This window comes from Actinobaculum suis (assembly GCF_900102025.1).
Taxonomy (GTDB): domain Bacteria; phylum Actinomycetota; class Actinomycetes; order Actinomycetales; family Actinomycetaceae; genus Actinobaculum; species Actinobaculum suis.
Genome location: NZ_FNAU01000011.1, coordinates 55,526 through 80,951, shown reverse-complemented (window position 1 = coordinate 80,951; position 25,426 = coordinate 55,526). Strand labels below are relative to the sequence as shown.

The following is a 25,426-nucleotide window of genomic DNA, read 5'->3' as shown; positions in this document are numbered from 1 at the left end:
CGGACAACGCGGTCCTTCGCATCCTGGTCAAATTTCCTCGGCATGTTCCAAATTTTCCCATCTACTCAAACGGAACAAAACCTGGGGCACTTCATTCTACGGCGCCGTAGCGAACCTTTTGGCGTTTATAGCCGGTTTCTCCGCTGGTTGACGAGGTTTATCACGTGGTGTTTGTGGACGGGATTTACCTGTCTGGCAAGCTTGTGGTTCTTATTGCTTGCACTAAAACTCACGTGCTTGGCTGGACTGCACCTACACCTAGCTGATGGGACGATGCGGTCAAACAGAAGACAGTGGTCGGCCATCCGGGCAAGAAATCAGGGCAGTGGACGGGGGTTCTCATCAGCCTGAGAAGTGAATAATATCTATCGAGCTGGTTGGCTGGATCAACATTTTGACGACGCCGGTGCACTCGTTTTCCAGCTGGTGTTTTGGGCGTTTTCCCTGCTAGTTTACGTAAAGCCGGGTTTTACTTGCGGAACGGTGACCGCTCTTCCGCGACGTGGTGCTGTTCTTGCAGTATCTGGCAACGATAGTTTCTAGTGCTCAGTATAATGTACACTGGCCGCGGGTGCGCTCCTTGTGTGCCCGTGTTGGAAATGTCGCGTGGGTAATTTACTCGCGATGTGGTTAATTTAGGAGGCAAGGAATGCCGAAAAGTAAGGCCTTTTCTCAAGTAGTTGAGGGGGGGGGAGATCACGTAAGGTCTTAGCCGTTATTACGGCGTTGGCGCTAGCATTTGGCGGTATTTTAACGGGACTTTTCCACGCGAATACTGCACAAGCAGCGCCCACCGGTGAGATTGTTCAGCCCGAAGGGCCGCAGCCTGATCCCGTGACGGGCGCCATTGAGGCCGACGCCATTAAAAATGGTTATGTCGACAGCCAAACGGATATGACCAATGCGCCTCATACTCTCTCGGGCCGTGCCTGGGAAGTAGATACCGGTACACCCGCCACCATGGCGAATGGTCTGAGCCCGGTCCCGGAAGGAACTCCTGTGTATATGCAGTTCCTTTCGAAGGGCGTGGCCTCGCCGATTTACATGGCGCGTACCACCAACAAGATCACCCAGGTGGACGGCAGTCAAGCCGGTCCGGGTGCCTACGCTTTTGATCTTCGGCAGGGTTTTAAGGACGCTGCGGGAACCGAGTACAAGTTCTCCAGTTCCTCGTTGAATAGCGAAGCCTACCGTCTGTGGATTGAGCCCTACCGGAATGAAAAGACCGGCAACCTGATGACGATTCTTCGTCAGGCTAACGGCTTCTTCCCGGGCACCTTCGTCAACACCACAACGGGATCCAATATTGGTGGTTTTACGACCGATGGCACCAATATGCAGCGCACGGGTGTCTTCATGTATGAACATCCGGGCGAGTGGATGAAGGCCCAGAACGTCATCCACGATGACAAGGGCCCAATCGACGCGCCGGGCGCTCAGCTTCATACCTCGAATACCGTGTCCGGTCAGGTCTGGCTGGAAACCGGTGGTGGCGCGGATCGTGCCAACTCTGCCACCGGCCCGAATTTCGATCCGGCAACCACCCAGGACACCCCGGCCGAAGGTTACACGGTCTACATGTCCACGCTGACGGAGGAAGGTGCGGCGGCAAATGCCCGCATCAAGGAGCTTCCGCAGAGCGAGCAGCTCGCGGAGACGAAGCGGCTGCTAGAGGAAAATCCGCACTACGTAAAGACGCGTTCGGCGAAGACGGACCGTGACGGTCGCTACACGATTCGTTGGGGTGACTACATCGATGAGAGCCAGCGGCCCAAGGATTTCTACGATGTCAACAACATGTACATCTGGGTAGAAAATCCCCAGGGCGACGTCGTGCAGAACTACTCGAGTTACACGGCCAACCTTTTCCGTAGCCCCTCGGCAAACACCACCTGGACACCGCAGGCGGTGCCCGCGCATAACACCACGGTTACCTCGCGTGTTGAGGATATTGATACTCCGCGCTACGGCAAGGAGGTGAACTCCAGCTACAACGTCAATATCGCGCTGGTGCCGTTCGAGCTCATCCGCCTCGATATCACCAACTTCAACCTGACGGATAAGCCCGCTATGCGCGGCGACGTCGCCGAAGTTGAACTCAGTGGAACACTCTCCCCGCTGCGCACCCATATCGAATGGCGTGATAAGAACGGCCACAAGGTTGGCGAGGATTGCCCGATTAGTAAGCTCAACGATGCGAAGAACTGCACCTTCACCATTCCGGAGGACGCAAAAGATAAGGACGTCTACACGGCCGTTCTCGTCACTGGTGGTAACGATGTGGCAGCGGATTCGCTCAGTGTTCGCGTGTACCCCGATGATGATGGTGACGGCGTCGACGACGATGAGCGCGATCCCGATATCAACAATGATGGCGAAGTCGATAGGCCGCGCACCCAAAATGATCAGGAAATCGTTCACGGTGTGAAAATCGTTGATGAGTACGGTGAGCCCGTGCGGCACTCCAATGTGAATGCTCAGGGCGTTATCCTCTCCGATGGTTTCCGCACGCTCTCGAATGACGAACTGCAGATTACCTACGGTGGTCAGCGTTCCGATCTTTCGAAGTTCGATGTGACGCTGACTGACGCGCAGGGTCGCTCCGCTAAGGCAAGCGCCGAAGAAACCGCAACGGTTTCGGCATGGCGCGGTGCCTCCGGTTTCCCGGTTGTTCGTAACTTCGGTATGGCGAAGTTCGGCAAGGGTACCTACAGCGTTGGTATTACCGACAACATCGACTACTGGGCTGTGACGCGCGATTCGCAGCTCACCGACGGTGGCTTCCTTGACGTTACCGGCAACACCCCCACGCAGTTCGTAACCTTCGGTTTCGACGCGGATAACAACGGTATTGCCGACGTCGACGAACCTTTCAACGAGCGTTTCGAACCGAATCCGGTTAATCCGGTAGAGACGAACCACGGCGTGGAAGCGAAGTCGGATCCGATCACCTTCGACAACGCGAAGACTCCGGCTAAGGAATCCCTGGATCCGACTGCTCCGAACAGTCCGCTTGCGGGTACCACTTTCGCTATCGATCCGACCGCTCCGGATGCTAACGTGCCCGCAGGCGCCACCATCGATGCGAATACCGGTGTGGTAACGATTCCGAACAATGCTCCTTCCGGTGACTTCACGGTTCCGGTCAAGGTGACCTACCCGGACAACACCACTGATGAACTGCGTGTCAATGTCAAGGTGACCTCGAAGGCTCATGATTACGAGCCTGCATACGAACCAACCGACGTTGATCCGAACGAATCCGCTTCGGTGAGCCCGACCTTCACCGACAAGGACGGCGCAGGCGTTACCCTCCCTGATCCTTATTCGAAGAACCCAGCAGAAATCGGTCAGGTCAAATTCAGTTTCGGCACGTTGCCTGCCGGTGTGGAGGAAGTAGCTAATCCGGCCGATGTGACTCCAGGTAAGGCATACATCGATCCGGAGACTGGCGAAGTAACCTTCAGCCCGAGCACCGATCAGGCTGGCAAGTCCGTTGAGTTGCCTGTTGTCGTGACCTACGACGACACCACGGAGGACAACGTGAATGCGGTGTTCAACGTTGGTGCGATCACGAGCGTCACCCAGCCGGTTTACGAGAACGGTTCGGGCAAGCCCGGTTCCGAGGTGAACATCCCGGCTCCGACCTTCGATAACCCGAAGACCGCGGATGTTGAGAAGGAAGGTCCGCCGACTGGAACCAAGTTTGAGCTTGGCCCCAACCCACCGGCTGGCGTAAACATCGATGAGAACACGGGCGCCATCACGGTTCCTGTTCCGACCGATGCAACCCCTGGCGACACGATCGAAGTTCCGGTTGTTGTAACGTACTCGGATGGCTCGAAGGATGAGGTTACGGTTACCGTAACTGTTCTGGACTTTGGCGATAACGAGAAGTACCAGCCGGCCTACGAGGGCAAGGAAGGCAAGCCGGGTGACACCGTCACCATCGACAAGCCGACGTTCACCGATAAGGAAGGCAACCCTGCCACCCCGGCTAAGGTGACCTACGGTGAGCAACCCGAGAACCCTGTACCGTCCGGTGTAGCTATCGCAGAAGATGGTTCGATCGATGTTCCGATTCCGGATACGGCGACCAACGGTGAAAAGATCGACGTTCCAGTCCGCGTAACCTACGAGGATGGAACCCACGATGACGTCACCGCCACCGTCACGGTGCGCACCGATGACGACGGCGACGGCAAGCTGGATCCGCTCGATCCGAAGAACCCGCAGCCGGGCGACGATCTCTGCCCGAACACTCCTTCTGGTGCGACGGTAGATAGCAATGGTTGCTCTGTTGCTCCGACGGTTGAACAGCCTGGTCCGATTACGGGTACGGTTGGTACACCGATCAACGAGATCGTGGTGAAGGTTGATAACCCGGGCAAGCACACCGAGCTGGTTTGCAAGGCTGAAGGTCTGCCTGCTGGCCTTGATATCGTTTACGATGAGGCCAAGGGTGGTTGTGTTATCACCGGTACTCCGACTGCGGAAGCTACTGATCAGCCTGTGAAGATCACGGTTGAGCACAAGGCTCCGGAGACGGATAACCCGAATACCGATCCGGTTGTTGTGACTACTACGGCCACGATTAACCCGGCTGGGGATGACGACGGCGACGGCGTTCCGAACTATCTTGATAAGTGCCTGAACACACCGGCCGATGCCAAGGTAAATGAGAATGGCTGCTCCGTTGCACCTGTTCTCGGCCCGATCGACGTGATTGAAGGCGTCAAGGACGAAGCGATCACCCCGATCGTTATTCCGGTAACCAACGATGGCAAGGCCACGATTACCGCTTGCACGGCAGAAAACCTGCCTGCTGGGCTTGAGATCGCTTACGATGACGCCCAGAGCGCATGCGTGATCAAGGGTACGCCGACCGCGACTGGTAAGACCCCTGACGTGAAGATCACCGTCTCCTATGAGCCGGTTGATAAGCACGACACGCACAATCCTGCTGGGACGATCGAAGGATCGACGTCTGCGAACATCTCGTTGAGGGCTGCCATCATCGTGCCTGGTAACCCGACGGAGCGTGCGAAGTACGATCCTGCTTACACTCCGGTGACGGGTAAGCCTGGCGAAACGGTCACCGTTGCTTCGCCGACGTTCACCGACACGGATGGTAAGTCGGCCAACCCGACCGGCGTTACCTACGGTTCTCCTGAAGGAACGAAGGCACCTGCAGGTGTGACCATCAACCCTGATGGTTCCATCACAGTTGTCATCGATAATGGTGCGACTAACGGTCAGATCATCAACGTTCCGGTGCGCGTCACCTACAGTGACGACACGTACGACGACGTGAACGCCACGGTCAATGTTCGTACCGATACCGACGGTGATGGATACCCGGATCCGGTGAACCCGGACGATCCGAAGCCGGGTGACGACAAGTGTCCGGGCACCAAGCCGGGCGAAAAGGTTAACGAAGAAGGCTGCTCCCTCAACGATCTGAACGATCCGAACTACAAGCCGACGAACGCGTCGGTTGGCGTTGAGGTTTCCTCCGCAGCTCCGACCTTCGATAACCCGAAGACGGCCGACGTCGAAACGAACGCTGCCCCCACGGGCACGAAGTTCGCGCTGGGTTCTGATGCTCCGGCAAACGCGAAGATAGATGCGAATACGGGCGTCATCACGATGACACCGACGGTCGAGCAGGCTAACCAGACGCTCAACATCCCAGTCGTGGTGACCTATCCGAACAATGGTGGCGTCGATGAGACCACCGCCCAGTTCAACGTGGGTGACACATACGCCGCGGTAACCACTCCGAAGTGGGACGATTCCAAGTCCCGCCCAGGCGTGCCGGTCGTTATCCCGAACGCGGGTGACGGTCTGCCGTCCGGCTCGGTAGTGGCCATCGAGGAATGCCCGACTGGTTGGAAGTGCGCCGTGCAGAACGGCGACGAGCTCGTCGTGACGCCTCCTGCGGACGCGCCTGCTGGTGCAATCGGTAAGGTGAAGGTGAAGGTGACATACCCGGATGGTTCCGAGGACATCGAAACCGTCAACGTGGCCGTGGTTCCGAACCCGAACTGGGACGATACGACCACGCGTCCAGGCAAGGGCGTGACTATCCCGAATAAGGGTGGCGAGATTCCGGAAGGTACCACTACCGAGGTTACTGGCCCTGGTACGTCTACCCTGAACCCGGATGGTTCGATCACGGTAACGCCAAATCCGGATGCGAAGCCTGGTGATGTCATCAAGGTGACCATCAAGGATAAGGACGGCAACGTGATTGACGAGGTCACGGTGACCATCGTTCCGAACCCGAACTGGGACGACACGACCACGCGTCCAGGCAAGGACGTGACCATTCCGAACACGGGTGGTGACATCCCGGCGGGTACCACGGTTGAAACCGAGGGTCCTGGTACGTCTACCCTGAACCCGGATGGTTCGATCACGGTAACGCCGAATCCGGATGCGAAGCCTGGTGATGTCATCAAGGTGACCATCAAGGATAAGGACGGTGAGCCGATCGACGAGATCACGGTGACCATCGCTCCGAACCCGAACTGGGACGACGCGACCACGCGTCCTGGTAAGGACGTGACTATTCCGAACACGGGTGGCGACGTCCCGGCGGGTACCACGGTTGAAACCGAGGGTCCTGGTACGTCTACCCTGAACCCGGATGGTTCGATCACGGTAACGCCGAATCCGGATGCGAAGCCTGGTGATGTCATCAAGGTGACCATCAAGGATAAGGACGGTGAGCCGATCGACGAGATCACGGTGACCATCGCTCCGAACCCGAACTGGGACGACGCGACCACGCATCCAGGCAAGGATGTGACCATCCCGAATAAGGGTGGCGACGTCCCGGCGGGTACCACGGTTGAAGCCGAGGGCCCGGGCGAGGGTACGTTGAACTCGGATGGTTCGATCACGGTAACCCCGAATCGGGATGCGAAGCCTGGTGATGTTATCAAGGTGACCATCAAGGATAAGGACGGCAACGTGATTGACGAATTCACAGTCAAGATCGTTGAACCGGAAGGTCCAGCGGCTGCCAAGGCTAAGTCGCGAGTCAAGAAGCTGTCGTTCACCGGCGCTTCGGTGCTCGGCACACTGGGCATCGCAGGTCTGCTCACTGGTGTTGGCGCGCTCCTCGTGCGTCGTCGCAACCGGTAAGCTGAAAGCTGCTAAGCGCTAACTAGCGCACGAGGGCGGCTGGTACGGGAACACCCCGCACCAGCCGCCCTTCGTCATGCCAGAACCGTTAAGGGCGTTAAGCCGGCGCATTGGCCATTTCGTGTTGCTGGGGCGGGCATCTTTCGTTGATAGGAAGCGAGTTTGTGGCTAAAAACTCGTTTTGACTCGACTTTTTGGTTGGCCATTTCGTGTTGTTTTTACCCGGGTTTTTTGTTCCTATTACGGGCGAAAGTAGGGTTGGGAGTCGGTTCGAATTGAGGGATGGGGGAAATACTCTGGCCTGAGATGTTGATACAGTAGCCGATTTTATTTTTCTTCAACTCTCTCGAGAGCATCAGAGCTCTTGTTTTAACGCATCTTGCGTGCGTGTATTCTGAGTCGCTCGGTAAGTCCAAATAATTCCAATAATGCTTTGTACGGTCAGCACAGTTATTGGAATGAATGCAGAAATAGTCTCGTAATAAATCCCTTGAAGAACAAACAAGATCGATGAATCTGCATAGGCAATTCCCAAGCCAGTGATTGGCAAAGAACCCGCGCGTTGAATCCGATACCACTCGAACTTGGAGTTGAATGCAGCCTTTGTTCTAATACCAGCCCACGAGTTTGGCGGCAACTTGTCTTTTCGCATTGCACCGCCAAGAACCAGCAGGGCAATTGCTGTCGCTAGTACTAAAAGTCCAAGACCAATTGCTATGGCTTGATACATAATACCAACCTCCGCGAAATCCCCAGCTTGGGCCCGACCCCCGGAAAGTGGACATAGGGGTGGTGTTTATGCCGCAAGGTCAAGTGTAGCTGACGCGTGTTTTTCGAAGGCGTTTGGGGCCTGGTAATTGCACCAGGTGTGCAATCTGTCAAGCGCGAAGTGCTCTAAAAGACCTTCGCACCCCACTGACAAGAATGCGTGTGATACATTTAACAGACACTCGGTTCGGTCGTAGTGTCTGCCGGGGGTGTGAAAAGTCAATGGCGATTTTTAAGGAGAAGACAATGAAAACGACACGAAGGATTCGAAAAGCTGGGGGCACTGTAGCATTGGGCGTTGCGCTAGTGGTGGGATCTCTCGCGATGACCATCCCTGGCGCAAACGCATTGGGTGGAAACTGCGCGGCGTGGCCGCGTGCTGCGAGAGTGGATCACGCTCCACGATGATTGTTTGCAATAAGGAAGGCGTGGTGTAATTGTCGGCACCACGCCTCCGCATAGCCACAGCGTTGCAGTGCTAACCGGGAGGGGTGCAAATGCGGGTTGAAATAGATAATCTTCAATTTGAGTATGGCGGCGTAGGCGAGGCTCGCAAAATTTTTGATAACGCGTCCACATGCTTCCGAACTGGCCGGTTTTATGCGCTTATGGGACCTTCCGGTTCCGGGAAGACCACATTGTTTCGGTTGTTGACGCGCGAAGTGGAACCAGTTGGTGGGCAGATACGAATTGGGGGCAGGGATTTATCGACTATCTCCGTGCGTGAATTGCGTTCTTCTATAGTAGGGCAAATCTTTCAAGATTATGTACTGGTTCCATTTTTGAGCCCGCTAGAAAATTTGCTACTGGCACGAGAGATTACTGATGGTCGCGCTGTTAAAAGTGACCACGACCGCGCAAAATGGTTGCTTGCGCGGGTTGGGCTAGAAGGTTACTCCACGCGGGCGGTCGAGTTGCTATCTGGTGGGGAGCAGCAACGCGTGGCGATAGCCAGAGCGTTGATGGGCAAGGCTGGGGTTCTTCTTGCAGATGAGCCTACTGGCGCTCTGGATCGGGATAATACGGTACAGATTGCGCAGTTGCTGGCCGGCTTGGCTCACGACGAAGAAATGATTGTGATTGCCGGTACGCATGACGGGGAGTTCGCGAGCTACGCGGACGGTGTGGTGCGGATTCGCAATTACGATCTAGTCGCGGAGTGAGTCCCATGGGCAGACAACGGTTACGTTTGATTCGCAAAATGGCTCTGCATAGACCGGTAGGGGCCTTGGGCACTGTGATGCTCGCGCTGGTGTTGGTTCTTACGTGCGTAAGCGTGGCAGGTTTTATTTCTGCGTATAGTCGCGCCGTAGAGCGCGGGGCAAAAAGTAATTTTGGGGTCTATAGTCGCCAGGTAACGGGTAACGACGACGTCGTCGCCTATATGCGGTATTTGCAGGAAAAACGTGAGGCTGTTGCAATCGCTCATTCGCGACAAAATATTCTTAGCACCGATACTCAAAAAGCTGCCAGCGTGGATGTAACATCGACTAGTGGGCCGGCTGATATTGGTGTGGTGATAGCCGGACGCTATCCCATACATACCGGAGAATTTTCGGTTAGTAGCGCAGTAGCCAAGCAATTGCAGGCCGAACTGGGTGCCCGCTTCGAAATGGTAGACGCCGATAACGCTGGAAAGCAAAAAACATTTACATTGGTAGGAGTGACCGAAAATCCCGCTTCGATTAACGAGATTAGCGCGATTGCTATAACTGACGATGAAACTGTTTTCTCATCCGCGGAAGTGTGGTTAACCAACGAGGACTTAGCTCCTATAAATGGGGCGCTGAGTCACGGTGGCGGAGATGTTGCCACAGTAACTTCTGTGGTTAATCGATCTACTGCTAATGCGGTGAGCTACCAGGCGGTATCGCCACAAATGGCATTTTTGTTTGGCGGGCTAATGGTGGTCGCTTTTGTAACTGCAATTTATGCGGCTGATCGGCAGCGGCGGCAGGGCGTTTATAGAGTTTTGACTGCATTAGGCGATAGTCCAGGAAAAGCGGCACTGACCACCTGTACACAGACTATTTTGCTGGCTTTGCTGGGTGGCGCGGTTGGAGTGCTTATAGCCGTGATTTCGCTACCGAATCTATCTGCATGGCTGGGAACCTATTTCGAGCAGCGCTGGCAACAGCTTGTGTGGAGTGCGGTAGTTATTGCGGCTACAGCAATGCTGGCCGTGATACTGCTCGGTGGAATTCTCGCGGCGGGGTTAACGGTTGCAGCTCGCAAACATCAGATGCGCGCGCATAGTGACGGCTTTTCGGTTCGTTTGCTGATGGGTGTGGGTGTTGCGGGTACGGCGATAACAATGCTGTTGATAATAAGCAGGCAGTTATACATTTTCCCGCAAGGCCATCGGGCCGCGATGGTTGTGGGTGCGGTGAGCGTTCCCGCGTTCGCTTACGCAATAGCATTAATTACGCGGCAACGGAAGGTGACTGGCAGGCTAGGAAACCGTTTACAAAAGCTTACTTTGGGTGCGCTTGTAGCTGTTTTTGCTTTGAACTATTACGGGGCACTTTATGCAAGCGGGGTGGCGGACTTGACTAACTGGTTAGGACGGCAGATCGAAGGTGCGGACAGCTACCTGGAAGTCAGTAATGCTAATGAACAAGCTGTTGACAACTTACTGAAGAGATTTCCAGAAATAAAACCTTACACGGCCGTATTCGGAGATGTCGCCACAAATGAGCGAGTATTTCGCATTACCGATAGCGAAAGCGCGGCGTGTTTCGCTACGGCGAAAACTGTGGCTGATTGCCCGCAACCGAATCTGGATCTGGTCTATATAGCATCCGGCGGATTAGTTGATCGAAAATATATTAATCACGCCCCTGAATCTTACGTCACTAAGAAGGGGGCAGTTACCCTCATTGGTATTGGGATGGGTGATTCAGCCGTTACCGAGGTTATTAACGTGGAGGGAATCATTGGAGATAGGGATTTAGAGAATAATATCCTGCGCGGGTTGGTTTTACCGAGTGATTCGGCGCTACTCAAACAGCTCGGTATCAGCAAACCACGGTCGTACACCGTGATTGTTACTGGATTTGGAAGTATGCCGGATGAAGTGCGGGACGGGGTGCGCGCAACCATACTTTTGGAAGCCCCGTTCGCGTCGCTTAGCGACTCTGATGATCCTGAAATTAGGCAACTACGCGCACAAGCAGTAGCACGTCAGATATTTGCCGTGTTTGTCTCTGGCGCGATATTACTTGCCCTAGCCGTTACTTTGGTTTCTGATCAGCGGATAGAGCGCTGCCTTATCGAGCTGTTTGGAGGTGGTAGGCGCGTGCGCCTGAGATTGCTAAAGCCCCTCGTTTTCTCTTACTCGGTTACCGTGGGAAGCGCGGTAATTTTGGGGCGCTTGGCCGCTATGGACCGCATTCCCTTCACATTCCTCGACTCTGCTGCCGTGCATAATTACGGCGTTGTGTGGACGTTCGGACTAGCCGGACTGCTATTTGTGGTACCTGCGCTCATTATTGGTGCCCGCCCGCGCCGGCCCCGGACGGGCCGGTAAATTACAAACGGGTAGCACAGGTGATGAAAACTCTTCCAAACGATATCTTCTGGCGGGCAAGCGCCTCTGCCTTTAATACACAGGGCGCGCCGCATCTCCGGTTCGCCCGCGGCCACTCGTGTACCGATACAGCTTGTTCGACGCCGGCGCACATCGAGTAGACGTGCGCAATCCACAAGAAATAGTGGGGAAGGAGATTCCAGGTGCACTCAATATTCCCCCTTGACGAATTGCGCGGACGCCTCGCCGAACTTCCGGAAGGTGAGCTTATTTCTACCTGCCAAGTGGGTTTGCGCGGTTATTTAGCGGCCGGGATTGTGCACCAGCATGGCCGCTCTGCAAAGAACCCGGCCGGCGGATATATGACCCTGGCAGGCCGAATAAGCGGCCGGCGCCAGCGCCCACCAAGAAAAGTAAACGCGTGCTAACAGGAGCAATTGCAAGCCACGGGCCGGGGGTAAAGGGGTTCAACAACCCCTTTACCCCCGGCCCGTTATCGTAGCCAGTAACGGCTTGTTATCGTAGCTAGCTACGACCTACTTTTGTGCCGGTTCGGCCTAGCTTTGTGCTGGTTCGGCTTGGTTTTGTGTCGGCTCGGCTTGGTCTGCTGCCTGCTGGCGCTGCAGGGCGTGTAGACGTTCCTGGTGCTTCTTATCGATGCGGAACAAGAAGCCAACTAGAACCAGGCCTACCGCGGCCACGGCCGCGGCGGTGAAGTACACGGTGCGGTACGCTTCCAGCCCGGTGGCTCCAGGTACGGCCAGGAGCGAGGCGATCTGCGGGCCCACTAGCGAGGCAATGGCGTAGCCGAAGAACATAATTCCGTAGTTCACGCCGTTATTCTTCAGCCCGAACTGCCGCGAGGTTAGCGGCGGGAATACGACGAGCACACCGCCGAAGGAAGCCCCGAGCAAGCAAAGGAAAATGCCAAAGAGTAGGGGGCTAGTCGAAACCGAAAGCCCCAGCAGGCTCACAATCGTCAGAATCAAAATAGCTGCTAGCACCTTGATTTCCCCGAATTTATCCGCGAAAACACCGGTGGAAAGACGGCCGACCAGATTTGCGGCGGTATTGACGATGACGTAGATAGACGTCGTCGTCGCGATTGCGCTCAAGGCACTCACATCACCAACCGGAGCGCCGTAAAGCTGGGATCCGGCGATCGAAGTCAGCTTGCCGATCATCATGATTCCGGCCGTGCAACAGAATGCAAGAATAACGATCATGAGCCAGAAGGTAGGCGTCTTGATCATCTGGCCGGGGGTGAAATCTTTCTCCACGCGGCCGGTAGGGCCAGCATCCGGGTTGTAGCCCGCCGGGCGCCAATTGGCGGGAGCCGGGCTCATAATTGCACCGGCGAGCCACGCCAGCACCCAGAAGCCGATACCGAGGTAGACGAAGCCCTTTTGCCCGAAGTGGTGGTTGAGCTGCGTGGCGATTTGGGAGAGTATAATGCCGCCGATAGATGCAGCTGCCAGAAGCACGCCGTTCATGGTGGCGCGCTTCTCCGGGAACCACCGCAAAGAGGTGTTAATCGCCGGGTTGTACATGAGGCCGTTGCCGGCCCCGGCCATCAGACCGTAAGTAATGTAAACCAATGGCACCGAGGTAACGAAGCCCGTGAGCAGATATCCGAGACCAAAAATAGCCCCGCCCACAAACATGAGCATCTTCGGCCCGGACTTATCAACGATCCGCCCGGAAAGAATGCCGAAAAGCGCCATTACCGTTTGGTAAATCGTGAGTGCCAGCGCGATTTGGGCGCCACTGCCACCGGTTGCTTCCTGGAGGGGGACATCAAAAACAGTGAAGACGTTTGCGGCGGAGACCACCCAAACGACTATGAAAGCACCAATGAAAACTATGTTTCTATTGGCAACTTTTTGTGCGTGTGACACTACTACACAACCTCCTAGCTGCGTGAAACTTAAACGTTCGGAAAAGTGTAGCTGCAAAAAAGTGTAGCTTCAAAGACTTGTGTTTCCGAAAAGTGCGTTCCCGAAAAGTTTTATGTCGGCAGGTGAATACGTGAACAAAATACCTCGCCGCCGTGCAGAAAGCGTGCACACCGGCCCGGAGGTCGGTGTGCACGTGCTTCTACTCCTAGGCGTCTTCGCGAAGATTGTTACCGGCTACTTCACCACCGTCGATGAGAATATCTGCGCCATTGACGAACTTTGATTCATCAGAGGCCAGGTAAACCACCAAATAAGAGATTTCTTCAGGCTTGGCAACGCGGCCCGCAGGAATCTGGCCAATTCCGCGCTTCAGGCCGGCCGTGAGGGGAGTTTCTACCGAGCCCGGCAAAATTGCATTGGTGCGAATGCCGTCTTTGCCGAAGGAGAGTGCAGCTTCCTTGGTTAGACCCCGCACGCCAAACTTGGCGGCCGCATAAGCCGCGCGGTTCTTAATAGCCTGCACGCCCGCAATCGAAGAGACGTTGATGATCGAGCCGCCGCCCGCTTCCTGCAGGTAAGGAATTGCCGCCTTCATGCCTAAGAACACGCCTACCAAATCAATATCAATCGTGCGGCGGAATTCGGCAACATCAGCCTCGAGAACAGAACCGCGGGAAAAAATGCCCGCGTTATTCACGAGCATGTCGATCTTTCCAAACTTTTCCTTCACGGTGGCGAGCGCTTTTTCCCAAGAATCGAAGCTGGTGACATCGAGCTGAACAAACATGGCTTTGTCTTCGCCAATTTCAGTGGCGAGCGCCTTGCCGGCCTCTTCTGAAATGTCGGCAATTGCCACGCGGGCGCCTTCCTGCGCCAAGACTTTCGCGTGGGAGGCGCCCATGCCGGAAGCACCCCCGGTAATGACCGCTACTTTATTCGCAACACGTCCTTGTGCCATGAACAAACCTCTTTCTTCTGGAGCTAGTGGCTGAAACTAGCAGCCGAAACTAGTAGCTAGAGTGATAATCCTGAGTAAATTGACATGGAAGCAGGGCAAGGGCGGTTGGCGGGCAAATGCGATTGAGAGCGATCGCGCTCACCAAAACGGGGGAAAATCCGGTGCTGTAACCAAGGTCCTCTTTTTGCCCTGCGATTGAATGCTACACTATTTATGTCTTGTACGAAAGGTGCAGGTGAAGTTTCAACCGAGTCGTGTTATCGTGAGGTTGCGCTCCGAAGAAGGGGTGCAAAAGTGAGATGTGAGCTCCTCCGGGTGGGGAATTGTCCTATGCTGTCCGACAGCTCGCAGATTTGAATGAAGGGTACTGAAAACATGTCTGAAGAAACATTACCTACCCCAAATGTTACGGGGCACACTCGTTTGCTCGCCCTATTGGCGGATCCTGCCCGGCATTCTTCTTCGCCGCGTATGCACACGCTAGCGGCGGCCAAGCTGGGGCTTGATTATGTGTACCTCGCTTTCGACGTCAATGAAGATAATCTGGGCGAAGCGGTGGCCGCAATGCGGGCCCTTGACGCGCGGGGCTTTAACCTTTCCATGCCGAATAAGCTGAAGGTGCTCGAATACGTGGATGAGCAGTCTGAAGCGGTACAGCTGATCGGTTCGTGCAATACGGTTGTGAACGAAGATGGCAAGTTGATTGCCCACAACACCGACGGCGTGGGCGCGATGGAAACTCTGCGCGTGAACGGGCGCGATCCGAAGGGCCGCACGATCACGATTATTGGTGCCGGTGGTGCCGGTACCGCTATCGCAGTGCAGGCTGGGCTCGACGGCGCTTCCAAGATCAATGTTTTCAACCGCAAGGATGCCTTCTGGCCGCATGCGGAAGAAAACGTGGCACGTATTGCCAAGACGGGCGCGGAAACTTCCCTCACGGATCTGGCCGATGCGGACGCGTTGGCAGCTTCGCTAGCCGAATCGAGCGTTTTGATTGACGCCACGAGTGTGGGTATGGGCAAGCTGGAAGGCCTGACGAATATCCCGGACGTATCGATTTTGCCGAAGGACATCTTCGTCCTCCACATTCCTTACAACCCGCCGGTAACCAAGCTGGTTGGGGATTGCCAGGCGGCGGGAATTGCCGCGGTGAACGGTAAAGAAATGCTGTACCAGCAGGGTGCGGCTGGATTCAAGATTTGGACTGGGCAGGATATGCCGCTTGATTTCATCAAGCAGCACGTCCAGTTCTAAAAGGTGTTCTGCAGGCCTTAGGGCCTCGTAGGCAAGGCCTGCAGAACCCAGAAATCGTGACTGTTTTTATTGGTTTTTCGCGGTCACGAGCCCGTACGGGGGCCGGCTTCGATTACACGCATAGATCTACTTGATCTGCAGTAATCGGTACCGACCCCCGTACGGTTTTTAATGGCCACTGAGCCTGTCGCTTAGCGCGCTTCTGACCGCGGTTCCCGCTTAGTGTGCTTCTGACCGCGGCTGCCGCTTAGCGTGCTTTAGCTTGCTAAACGGCAGCCGCCGTTTCCGTTCAGTCAGCTGCTGCTTCCGTAGCTTGCGTAGCATCAGCGGCTTGCGCCGGCGCCGTTTCCACTGGCGCCGTTTTCACCGGCGCCCGTTGCCGTTTCCGCCGTAGTAACTTCTCCTTCTGCGGGCACAGCTTGTGCGGGCGCAGCTTCCGCCGTCGCTTCTTCGGCCGCTGCTTCTGCGGCTTCTGCCACTTCGGTGGCGCGTGCTTCTTGCAGGGCCCGGAGCTGATTTTCCGGAGTTAGATAGACGGCTCCGAAGGGCGGGATTTGCACTAGGGCCGAATAGGGTTGGCCATTCCAGCCCTCCCCGCTAGCCTCAACCGCACCGAGGTTTCCAACTCCCGAACCGCCATATTCAACGGCGTCGGTATTGAGAATTTCGATCCAGCGCCCACCTTGCGGCAACCCGACCCGGTAGTTCAGGCGCGGTACCCCGGAGAAATTGACTGCTACCGCAATCGTATCGTCATCATCTCGCGAGTGACGCATATACGTAAGCACATTAGAATCGGCGTCCGAACCGTCAATCCATTCAAAACCGTGCGGCGAGAAATCATCCGACCACAGCGCCGGATGCTCCACCAGCAACTCATTGAGCCGCTTCACCAAACTCATCACGCCGTTATGTTCGGGTTGGTCGGTGAGCCACCAGTCGAGGGAAGCATCATGATTCCACTCCGCCATCTGCGCAAACTCTTGGCCCATGAACAAAAGCTTCTTACCCGGATGCGACCACATATACGCATACAGTCCGCGCAAGCCCGCGCGCTTTTGCCAATCATCGCCCGGCATCTTCGCATACAGCGAGCCCTTACCATGCACCACTTCGTCATGGGAGAGGGGGAGCAGATAGTTTTCGGAGAAGGCATAAACCATGGAGAAAGTGATCTCTCCGTGATGCCAGCGCCGGTTGATTGGCTTTTCTTCCAGGTAGGAGAGGGTGTCATTCATCCACCCCATATTCCATTTCAGCCCGAAGCCCAGCCCGCCGGTATCCGTCATCGCGGTTACGCCTGGCCAAGAAGTCGATTCTTCCGCGATCATCATAATGCCCGGGTTACGCCGGTAGGCGGTAGCGTTCGTTTCTTGCAGGAAGGCAATCGCTTCCAGGTTTTCCCGCCCGCCGTAAATATTCGGTTGCCACTGGCCATCTTGGCGTGAGTAGTCCAGGTACAGCATGGAGGCGACGGCGTCTGCCCGGATACCATCGAAATGGAACTCTTCAATCCAATACAGCGCATTTGCGACGAGGAAGTTCCGTACCTGGCGGCGCCCGTAATTGAATACGAGCGTGCCCCAATCGGGTTGGGAACCGCGGGAAGGATTGGGATCTTCATACAGCGGTTCACCATCGAAGTTTGCCAATGCCCAAGCATCGGTAGCGAAATGAGCGGGCACCCAATCGGTAATCACACCGATCCCGGCCTGATGCAAGCGGTCAATAAGATAGCGCAAATCATCCGGATGACCGAAACGCGCCGTGGGCGAATAATAACCCGTCACCTGGTAACCCCAGGAAGGGCCATACGGATGCTCCGCCAAAGGCATGAATTCCACGTGCGTGAAGCCCATGTACTTCACGTGCCCAATCAGCTGGTCGGCGGCTTCGCGATAGGAAAGTCCCTTCCGCCAGGAGCCTAGGTGTACCTCGTAAATTGAAATAGGTTGGTCGATTCCGCGCCGGTTCGCAACCCATTCGGCGTCGTTCCATTCGTAACGCGAAACCGTGACGATAGAAGCGGTAGAAGGCGGTTCTTCGGATTGGCGGGCCATCGGATCGGCCTTCTGATGCCAAGACAGATCCTTATATTGGATTTCGAACTTGTAGCGCGAACCTTCCCCAGCACCGGGAATGAAAATCTCCCAAATTCCGGATTCGCCTAGGGAACGCATTGCGTGCAGGGAGCCGTCCCAGCCGTTGAAATCGCCAACCACTCGCACCGCGAGCGCATTGGGCGCCCAGACGCTGAAGGACGTACCTTGGGTATCACCCAGTTCAGATTCGAAAGTGTGGACGTGTGCGCCCATAACTTTCCACAGCTCTTCGTGCCGGCCCTCAGAGAATAGGTAAATATCGAGTTCGCCCAGGGTGGGGAGGAAACGGTAGGGATCGTCGGTCCGGTTTTCTACCCCGCCATACAGGGCAACTACCCGGTAGTCCGGAACTTCCGCCCCCGGTACCACGGCCCGCCAAATTCCGTTGTATTCATGTTCGGCCCGGATACGCCCGTGCGCGAGAGTCTCAATGTAGACCTCATCCGCAAGCCGGCGTAATACCCGGACGGTCACATTCTGGCCATCCGAATGCGGCCCGAGAACGTCGTGAGGTGCGTAATACCATCCTTTCGATACGGCGTCGAGAGTATCCTCGTCAACCATGATGTAATCCGCCATACGTGTACCCCTTACCTTTTCGTGCTCTAAGAGCGTGAGTTACGGCGTGCCCGTGGCCGGAGGATCTTCGACGGTGAGGACCCCGCCAGCTTTAGGTATTCCGTTACCCTCTATTCTCGCTTAGTTTAAGTGCTTGCGCGACCCCGTTTAGTGGTATGTCCACCCAATCTGGGCGTTGCGCCATTTCGTAACTAACTTCGTAGAGCGCTTTATCTAAAAGTAGGGCAGAAAGGAGTGGACGTTGGTCCTGCGGTATCTGCCCGTAGCCGGCCAGGAAAGTTTCCGTGGCGGTCGCCTCCCACCGCTCCAGCATTTGCTGGTCTCCGCCTTCCCGCGCTACCTGCCCGGCGGCATAACCAAAGGAACGCAGCATTCCGGCAACATCCCGCAAAGGCGTATCTACTTCCTGCCTTTCTGCTAGCGGACGCAAAGGTTCACCTTCAAAATCGAGAGCCACCCAACCCCGGCCCGGCACGTAGAGAACTTGCCCTAAATGGTAATCGCCGTGCACGCGTTGCAAGGCCGGCCAAGTAGCCTGTTCTCCAGCATCAAAAACCGCGGCAATTTGGGCACGATACCGGGCGAGTGCGGGTGCGTCTTGCAAAGCGCGGCGGGCCCGGTTATCCCAGGACTCGCGTTGCGCACGGATTGCCGCGGCCGTGGCCGGTGTGGTTCCCAAAGTGCGGGCGAGTTGCCGGTGGAAAGTTGCGGTGAGCGTGCCCAATTGCCGGATTAGTTCGGTGAGTTCTGTAAGGTCGGTGGGCTCTGTAAGGTTGGCGGGCTCTGCAAGGTTGGCGGGTGCAGTGGCTTGCGCGAGGCGCGCGGTAAAAAGCTTCCACCCATCGCGCCCAGTAGCTAAATACTCTTGCGCTACCAACACATCCGCCCGCTGCCCGGTACTCGTTACCAGCGCCGCCGCGCCATACTGGTGCGGTACGGTACCGCTCGCGCTCAGTGCCGCAGTGAGTTCGACGTCGGGGTTGGTGCCGGGTAAGAAAACACGAAAGAGCTTCACAATAGTGGGTTTTTCGACGCCGTCTGCCTCGTACACAATGGAAGTATTCGACTGTTCGCCACTCAGCACCCGGCCGCGAATAACTCCCGCCGCAGATCCGACCGCCTGGCTTGTGGACGGCTGGGTTGTGGCTGGCTGGATTAGAGCCGGCTTGGTTGCGGGCGAGTAAGATACAGCCGTTCGGCTTGCGACCTGCTGGGTTGCGTCCGAATTTGCCGCCTGCGGGATTGTTGGCCCCGGGACTAAGTCTGAGTGCGGCCCTTCAGCTGCCGGGGATTGCGCTACTGGAATGCTGGGGGCCGCAATAGTGCGGGCCCCAGAGGTAGCTACCCGGAAAATATAGTCTTGGCCAAAACTGTCTTGGCAGGCATCACGGGCTAAGTCTGGGCTGGCCGTGTCTGCGTTAGCCGGGTGCGAACGGCCTGGCTCTGCGTTAGCCGGGTGCGAATATGCTTGGCCCGAATCTGCTGCGTCCGAATGCACCAGGGCCGAGTGGGCCAGGCCCGCGGCAGGAACACCGGTTGCGTTTGCGGGCAAGGCGGAGCACTGCGGGCACGCAGCCGCCAGCCGGGCAAAATCAACCACTACCGGCACGTTGTACACCACTTCGCCCGCCGCCACGAGCAACCACAGCAGATCCCGTCCACCCGCATCCGGCGATGCCGCGCTCGCGGCCTCCGACTGCCCAGTATTAGCAATTGGGGCCGGGCAAGTATGAGCCATTGGGGTCGGGCTAGTTGCCGGGGCCGGAGTAGCTACCGGGGCCGGGCAAGCCGTCTGGGCTGTGCGAGCCGGTTCGCGGGCGAGCCAAATGGCCTCGCGGATTTGCAGTTCTTGCGGACTACCGCGATACCAACGGGCCGCGTGTACCCACGGCGTGATCGCCAGGGCCAGCGCGCGGTGAATCTGCGGGCTGGAATAGTCTGCGCGGCCGGTGGGGCCAACGTAACCTGCGTGGTCTGTATGGTCTGCGGGGTCTGTGTGGTCGGCGCAGCCGGCCTGGTCGGTGTTTTCGAGCATGCGCAGTTCAGCTTTCTTTCGCAGGGGGAGTGGCCGCGGCCAGATTCGTGGGCTGCGGATCGGGCCGGGAAAGTGCGGTGTAATCGACCGGGCGAGTTTCGCGGTTATCCGCGCGAGCCCCCTCGCGCGGGGCCGGTGTGGCCGTGCGCGGGGCTTGCAATTGCAACCAGAAGAAATCGCGCGGGCCGAGCGTTACCGTGTATGCACCGCCGGGGCCAATATTTGGGAATCCAGCCCCGCCGAACACGTCGGTGGCATGCCAACCGGCATATCGCACCGGCACCTTCACGCGGGCCGCCCGGGCCGTGTTCGCCAAATTCGCCAAACAGAGAATAACTTCCGTTTCATCGCTCCGCAGGAAAGCCAAAACTGCTTCATTATCGGTTTCCAGCAAAGCGAAATCGCCGTTCCCCAGGGCCGAATGTTGGCTTCGCACGTCCAAGATTCCGTGAATCCAATGCAGGAGGGAAGCCGGCTGGGAAAGCTGGGATTCCACGTTCACCGCCTGGTAATTAAATGCCAGGGAGGAAACTACCGGCAGATAAAGCTTGCCGGGGTCAGCCGTGGAAAAACCGGCATTTCTATCCGGGGTCCACTGCATTGGGGTGCGGACGCCGTCGCGATCTGCCAACCAAATGTTATCCCCCATGCCGATTTCGTCCCCGTAATACAGGAAAGGTGAACCGGGAAGGGAAAGCAGGAGGGCGTGCGCGAGTTCGATTTCCGCCCGCGAGTTTCCCAGGAGCGGTGCCAAACGGCGCCGAATCCCCACATTGGCCCGCATCCGCGAATCTTCCGCATACCAGCCATACATGGCGGCCCGCTCTTCCGTGGTCACCATTTCGAGGGTGAGCTCATCGTGATTGCGTAGGAACGTGGCCCACTGGGCACCTTCCGGAATGTCCGGCGTCTTCCGCAAAATATCGACGATCGCGTTCGCCCGCTGGTCCCGCAAAGCATAGAAAATACGTGGCATTACCGGGAAGTGGAAACACATATGGCATTCCGGGGCTTCCGGAGTACCAAAATAGGCGACGACGTCTTCCGGCCACTGGTTAGCTTCCGCCACCAAAATGGTGCCCGGAAACTCGGTATCCAAAAGCCGGCGAATCTTCGCAATAAAAGCGTGGGTTTGCGGCAGGTTTTCGCAATTTGTTCCCTCTTCCTCGTAAAGATAGGGGATAGCGTCTAGCCGTAAACCATCCACCCCGATTTGGCACCAGAACCGCACTACGTCGAGCACGGCCTCATGCACTTTCGGGTTCTCGAAGTTCAGATCCGGTTGGTGGGAGAAGAAACGATGCCAGTAATACTGTTTGCGAACCGGGTCAAAAGCCCAATTCGAAGTTTCTGTATCCACGAAGATGATCCGGGCGTCACTGTAGCCAGAATCATCATCGGCCCAAACGTAGAAATCCCCGTATGGTCCGTCCGGATTAGAGCGCGAGGATTGGAACCACGGATGGTCAACCGAAGTGTGGTTGATAACGATGTCAATGATGATGCGGATGCCGCGGGCATGGGCCTGTTCCACCAATTCGCGGAAATCGTCCATGGTGCCGTAGCGCGGATCGATCGCGGTGTAATCGGCTACATCGTACCCGCCGTCCCGGCCCGGGGAGGGATAGAACGGCGGGATCCAGATGCAGTCGATTCCCAACCATTGGATGTAATCCAAATGTGAAATCAGGCCGCGAATATCGCCCACCCCATCGCCATCCGAATCTCCAAAGGCTTTCAGCAATACCTGGTAAAACACGGCGTGCTTGTACCATTCGGGATCGGCAGAAAGCCCGCGGGCGGTGCCCGGTTGTAGATGCGGCTGGGATTTGGCGGGATTTATATTTGGCAGGAAACTCACTTCAACACTTTCACGGACAGAATATGTGCTGGTGCCGACGGGTCAAGCCGCACGAAGGGCTCTTCATTCCAATAGAAGGTGTTACCCGTAAGCTCATCCGTCACCTCGATAATTGGAGCACCATTGCGCGGTTCTACCTCGAGCGGGGTCAGATCCAGATGGAGAACGGCTTCCTGGGTGTTATGCGGATCCAAATTGAGGACCACGATCACCGAATCGGCCACCCCATCCGGGGTTTCTTCCGCCCGTGCGTGCTTGGTGAAGGAAAGCACTTGGTCGTTAGTGGTCTCGTTAATATTGATTCCACGCAAACGTTGCAGTGCCGTGTGTTCCCGGCGGATTTTGTTCAAGCGCGCGAAGAGCGCCTGTATGCCGTGTGGATCCTGGCTGTAATCACGTGGCCGATATTCGTACTTTTCGTTATCGATCATTTCTTCGAAACCAGGCCGCGGCACATCTTCCACAAATTCATACCCGGAGTAAATACCCCAGGTGGGAGATCCCGTGGCCGCCAAAATTGCGCGGATCTTCCACGCGTTCGGCCCGCCGGTTTGCATGTACGGCGTGAGAATATCGTGCGTGGTGGGCCAGAATGCGGGCCGTAGTACGTGCGCGGTTTCCCGCCCCAACTCCAGCAGGTATTCTTCGATCTCTTCCTTTTCGTTACGCCAGGCGAAGTAGCAGTACGACTGGTGGAAACCAATCGCTGCCAAACCTTGCATCATGGGCGGGGCTGTGAAAGCCTCCGACAAGAAAATAACCTCGGGATGTTCAATCCGGAATTCGGCCAAGAGCCGTTGCCAGAAGGGGAGGGGTTTCGTATGCGGATTATCGACCCGGAAAATCGTCACCCCGTGGCTCACCCACACTTCCAGCACGCGCTTGATTTCCTGATAGATACCTTCCGGATCATCATCGAAGTTCAGCGGGTAAATATCCTGATATTTCTTCGGCGGGTTTTCCGCGTAAGCGATAGTCCCATCGGGGCGGTGCAAGAACCACTCCGGGTGTTCCTTCAGCCACGGATGGTCTGGGGAACACTGCAAAGCCAGGTCGAGCGCAACTTCGAGGCCTTCCTTGCGGGCCTGCTCCACAAAGTAATCGAAATCTTCGAAAGTACCGAGGTCCGGGTGGATCGCATCGTGGCCGCCTGCCTCGCTACCGATCGCGTACGGCGAGCCCGGTTCGCCCGGTTGCGCGGTCAAAGAGTTGTTCTTCCCCTTGCGTGCCGTAAGCCCGATAGGGCTAATCGGGGTGAGGTAGACGACGTCGAAGCCCAGGCCGGCGATACGCGGCAAATCTTCTGCGGCACTGCGCAAAGTGCCCGAATGCCATTCGCCTTCGTCGTCTTGCCAGGCTTCCACAGAACGCGGGAACATTTCGTACCAGGAACCCACCAGCGCGCGTTCGCGATCCACTTCCAACGGGAACACCGCCGATTCGGTGAGCATATCGCGCAGGGGATAGCGGCGGATAACATCTTCCACCGCGCTGGAAGTAGCCGCGGCATAACGCACTTCCTTGGGAACGGTCTGCAAAGTTAGCACGCCCAGCGCGTCACTAATTACCGTGTGCTCTGGGGTATCTTCCGGAATGCGTTCCAAAACCCGGTGCAGAAGCTGCTCAGCTTCCAAGAAAACGAGTGCCACATCTTGATCGAGCGGCAACTTGGCTTCCGCATTGTGCTTCCACGTGGCCAGCGGATCAGACCAGGAACGCACAAAGAACCCATAGTTGCCGGTGGTTGGCGGTGTGAGCCAACCCTGGTAGCGGCCTAGCCCGGGGCGGATGAGCTCCATCGGGGAGGCCTGCACTTCCGTACCGTCCGGGCCAACGAGTACGGCTTCGCACGCAAACAGATCATGACCATCGCGCCACACCGTGGCCTGCACGGGGAACGCTTCCCGTTCCGTGGCCTTAGCCGGCCAGGACCCATTTTGCACCTGCGGCATCACATCCATAATCGGAATGCGACCAATCGCCGCATAAGGCGCCGGAATCGGCGCGGTTGGGGCGGCCGGATCATTGGCGGCCGCAGCCTGAATCCGCTCCCCAAAGTGCGGAGAAGCCGCGGTTTTTGCGGCCGTCCGGGTGCTCGATTTTGCTGCCGTCTTGGTGGCCGGTTTTGCTGCGGTTTTGGCAGCCGGCTTCGCCGCGGTCTTGGCGGTGGCCTTAGTAGCGGTCTTGGTGGTGGCCTTGGCGGTGGTCTTAGCTGTCGCCCGCCGGCCGGTAGTCTTAGTGGCCGCCGGCGCCGCCGCCGACTTAGCGGTAGCAGCCTTCGCGGTGGCGCCCTTGGCGGTAGCAGCTTTCGCGGCGGTAGTCTTGGCGGCTGCGGTCTTAGCTGTTGTGCTCTTTGCGGCTGTAGTCTTCGTTGCCGCTGTAGTCGTTGCCGCCGTGGACTTGGTATCTGCAGCCTTGGTATCTGCCGACTTCGCGGCGGCCGTGGTCGTGGCAGCTTTCGCGGTGGTCTTGGTAGCGGGGGCCTTGGTAGCGGGGGCCTTGGTGGTGGCGGTCTTCGCTGTAGCCGTCTTGGTAGCAGCGGGCTTCTTCGCGGTAGTAGTACTCTTGCTCGCCGCGGTCTTTGCGCTCGCGGTCCTGGTACCCGCCGTCTTCCTAGCTGTGGTCTGCGTGGCCTCTGGCTTGGTGTCCGCTTCCTTCGCAGCCGCGGGCCGCGTGGTCGAGGTCTTAGCTGTAGCGGCCTTGGCGGTGGCCGTAGTCTTGACAGCAGCGGTTTTGGCAGCAGCGGTTTTGGCAGTAGTGGCCTTGGCGGTCGCGGCCTGCGGTAAATCCCCGGCCTTTGCAGCGGGGCTTGCCGCGCCCTTCGCGGCGCTGCCTGTGGTTGACGGTTCCTTCTTAGCTCCCGAGGCATCCATGGCTAAATCCTTTCTAACCGGGGTTTCCACTGCGCTGTTTCGCTACTTCGCGCCCGTTGCGTGGCAGAAGCGTGCTGCGGAAACGGGTGGGCATTACATTCCCGCCCGCCACAGGTACGTCCGCCATCTCGCCCTAAAAACAGAGTGAGGTAGGTGGCTACGCGAAGCACAAAAGCGGAAGGAGCAGGCACAACGGCACTACTCAGAACCGCCCGCGAAGGTGTTGCAGTGCTCACAGGTACTAGCCTAAACGGTTTGAGATTTTCCTGCACGCCGGCCCGCCGCGCAATCCACTAGGCTGCCGCGCAATCCACTAGCCCGCCGCGCAATCCACTAGCCCGCCGCGCAATCCACTAGCCCGCCGCGGAACCCACGGCCTGCCGCGCAACCCACCGGCAGGCCGGGCCGGGCGCG

12 protein-coding genes and 2 pseudogenes are annotated in these 25,426 nt (G+C 57.0%); 6 read left to right on the top strand and 8 right to left on the bottom strand.

Annotated elements, in window-relative coordinates; genetic code table 11:
- Positions 1–96 precede the first annotated feature (96 nt).
- Positions 97–245 (top strand): annotated as a pseudogene (locus BLT47_RS08985) (IS256-like element ISAod1 family transposase); the annotation flags it as partial.
- Between the two features lie 505 nt (positions 246–750).
- Here the strand turns inward: BLT47_RS08985 and BLT47_RS09345 are convergent.
- The gene (locus tag BLT47_RS09345) at positions 751–1,446 is read right to left on the bottom strand and encodes a hypothetical protein (protein WP_176764500.1); all 696 of its coding nucleotides are present in this window, start codon (positions 1,444–1,446) and stop codon (positions 751–753) included.
- Between the two features lie 12 nt (positions 1,447–1,458).
- On the opposite strand from BLT47_RS09345, the gene BLT47_RS06840 reads away from it, so the two are divergent.
- Positions 1,459–7,152, top strand: a complete 5,694-nt coding sequence (locus tag BLT47_RS06840) for a YPDG domain-containing protein (RefSeq protein WP_176764499.1) — start codon at positions 1,459–1,461, stop codon at positions 7,150–7,152.
- Positions 7,153–7,507: 355 nt separating this feature from the next.
- Here BLT47_RS06840 and BLT47_RS06835 read toward each other — a convergent pair whose 3' ends face one another.
- Positions 7,508–7,882, bottom strand: coding sequence for an SdpI family protein (locus BLT47_RS06835; protein ID WP_049619202.1), 375 nt, complete (start codon positions 7,880–7,882; stop codon positions 7,508–7,510).
- A gap of 535 nt (positions 7,883–8,417) precedes the next feature.
- Between BLT47_RS06835 and BLT47_RS06830 the strand changes: the two are divergent.
- From BLT47_RS06830 to BLT47_RS06820, 3 genes and pseudogenes are all read left to right on the top strand, one after another.
- Positions 8,418–8,909, top strand: a pseudogene (locus tag BLT47_RS06830) (ATP-binding cassette domain-containing protein); the annotation flags it as partial.
- Between the two features lie 212 nt (positions 8,910–9,121).
- The gene (locus BLT47_RS06825; RefSeq protein WP_143021804.1) at positions 9,122–11,449 is read left to right on the top strand and encodes an ABC transporter permease; all 2,328 of its coding nucleotides are present in this window, start codon (positions 9,122–9,124) and stop codon (positions 11,447–11,449) included.
- A 203-nt stretch (positions 11,450–11,652) separates the two neighbouring features.
- On the top strand, positions 11,653–11,877 hold the full coding sequence (locus tag BLT47_RS06820; RefSeq protein WP_074663106.1) for a rhodanese-like domain-containing protein: 225 nt from the start codon (positions 11,653–11,655) through the stop codon (positions 11,875–11,877).
- 129 nt (positions 11,878–12,006) lie between these two features.
- Here the strand turns inward: BLT47_RS06820 and BLT47_RS06815 are convergent, their stop codons facing one another.
- Both BLT47_RS06815 and chcB1 read right to left on the bottom strand, forming a co-directional pair.
- A complete protein-coding gene (locus tag BLT47_RS06815; RefSeq protein WP_074663103.1) occupies positions 12,007–13,347 on the bottom strand; it encodes an OFA family MFS transporter in 1,341 nt (446 codons plus the stop codon).
- A 205-nt stretch (positions 13,348–13,552) separates the two neighbouring features.
- Positions 13,553–14,305, bottom strand: coding sequence for a trans-4-hydroxycyclohexanecarboxylate dehydrogenase (gene chcB1 / locus BLT47_RS06810; RefSeq protein WP_074663099.1), 753 nt, complete (start codon positions 14,303–14,305; stop codon positions 13,553–13,555).
- 375 nt (positions 14,306–14,680) lie between these two features.
- On the opposite strand from chcB1, the gene BLT47_RS06805 reads away from it, so the two are divergent.
- Positions 14,681–15,562 (top strand): hypothetical protein, encoded by an 882-nt coding sequence (locus BLT47_RS06805; protein WP_049619460.1) that lies wholly within the window; start codon positions 14,681–14,683, stop codon positions 15,560–15,562.
- Positions 15,563–15,885: 323 nt separating this feature from the next.
- Here BLT47_RS06805 and glgB read toward each other — a convergent pair whose 3' ends face one another.
- The 4 genes from glgB to BLT47_RS06785 form a co-directional block, all read right to left on the bottom strand.
- On the bottom strand, positions 15,886–18,243 hold the full coding sequence (gene glgB / locus BLT47_RS06800) for a 1,4-alpha-glucan branching protein GlgB (protein ID WP_083330138.1): 2,358 nt from the start codon (positions 18,241–18,243) through the stop codon (positions 15,886–15,888).
- A gap of 103 nt (positions 18,244–18,346) precedes the next feature.
- Positions 18,347–20,278, bottom strand: coding sequence for a phosphotransferase (locus BLT47_RS06795; protein WP_074663095.1), 1,932 nt, complete (start codon positions 20,276–20,278; stop codon positions 18,347–18,349).
- A gap of 7 nt (positions 20,279–20,285) precedes the next feature.
- Positions 20,286–22,139 (bottom strand): maltose alpha-D-glucosyltransferase, encoded by a 1,854-nt coding sequence (gene treS / locus BLT47_RS06790; protein WP_083330137.1) that lies wholly within the window; start codon positions 22,137–22,139, stop codon positions 20,286–20,288.
- Positions 22,136–24,184, bottom strand: coding sequence for a maltotransferase domain-containing protein (locus tag BLT47_RS06785; protein WP_420865595.1), 2,049 nt, complete (start codon positions 24,182–24,184; stop codon positions 22,136–22,138). The genes treS and BLT47_RS06785 overlap by 4 nt, the downstream gene beginning before the upstream one ends.
- Positions 24,185–25,426: the final 1,242 nt, after the last annotated feature.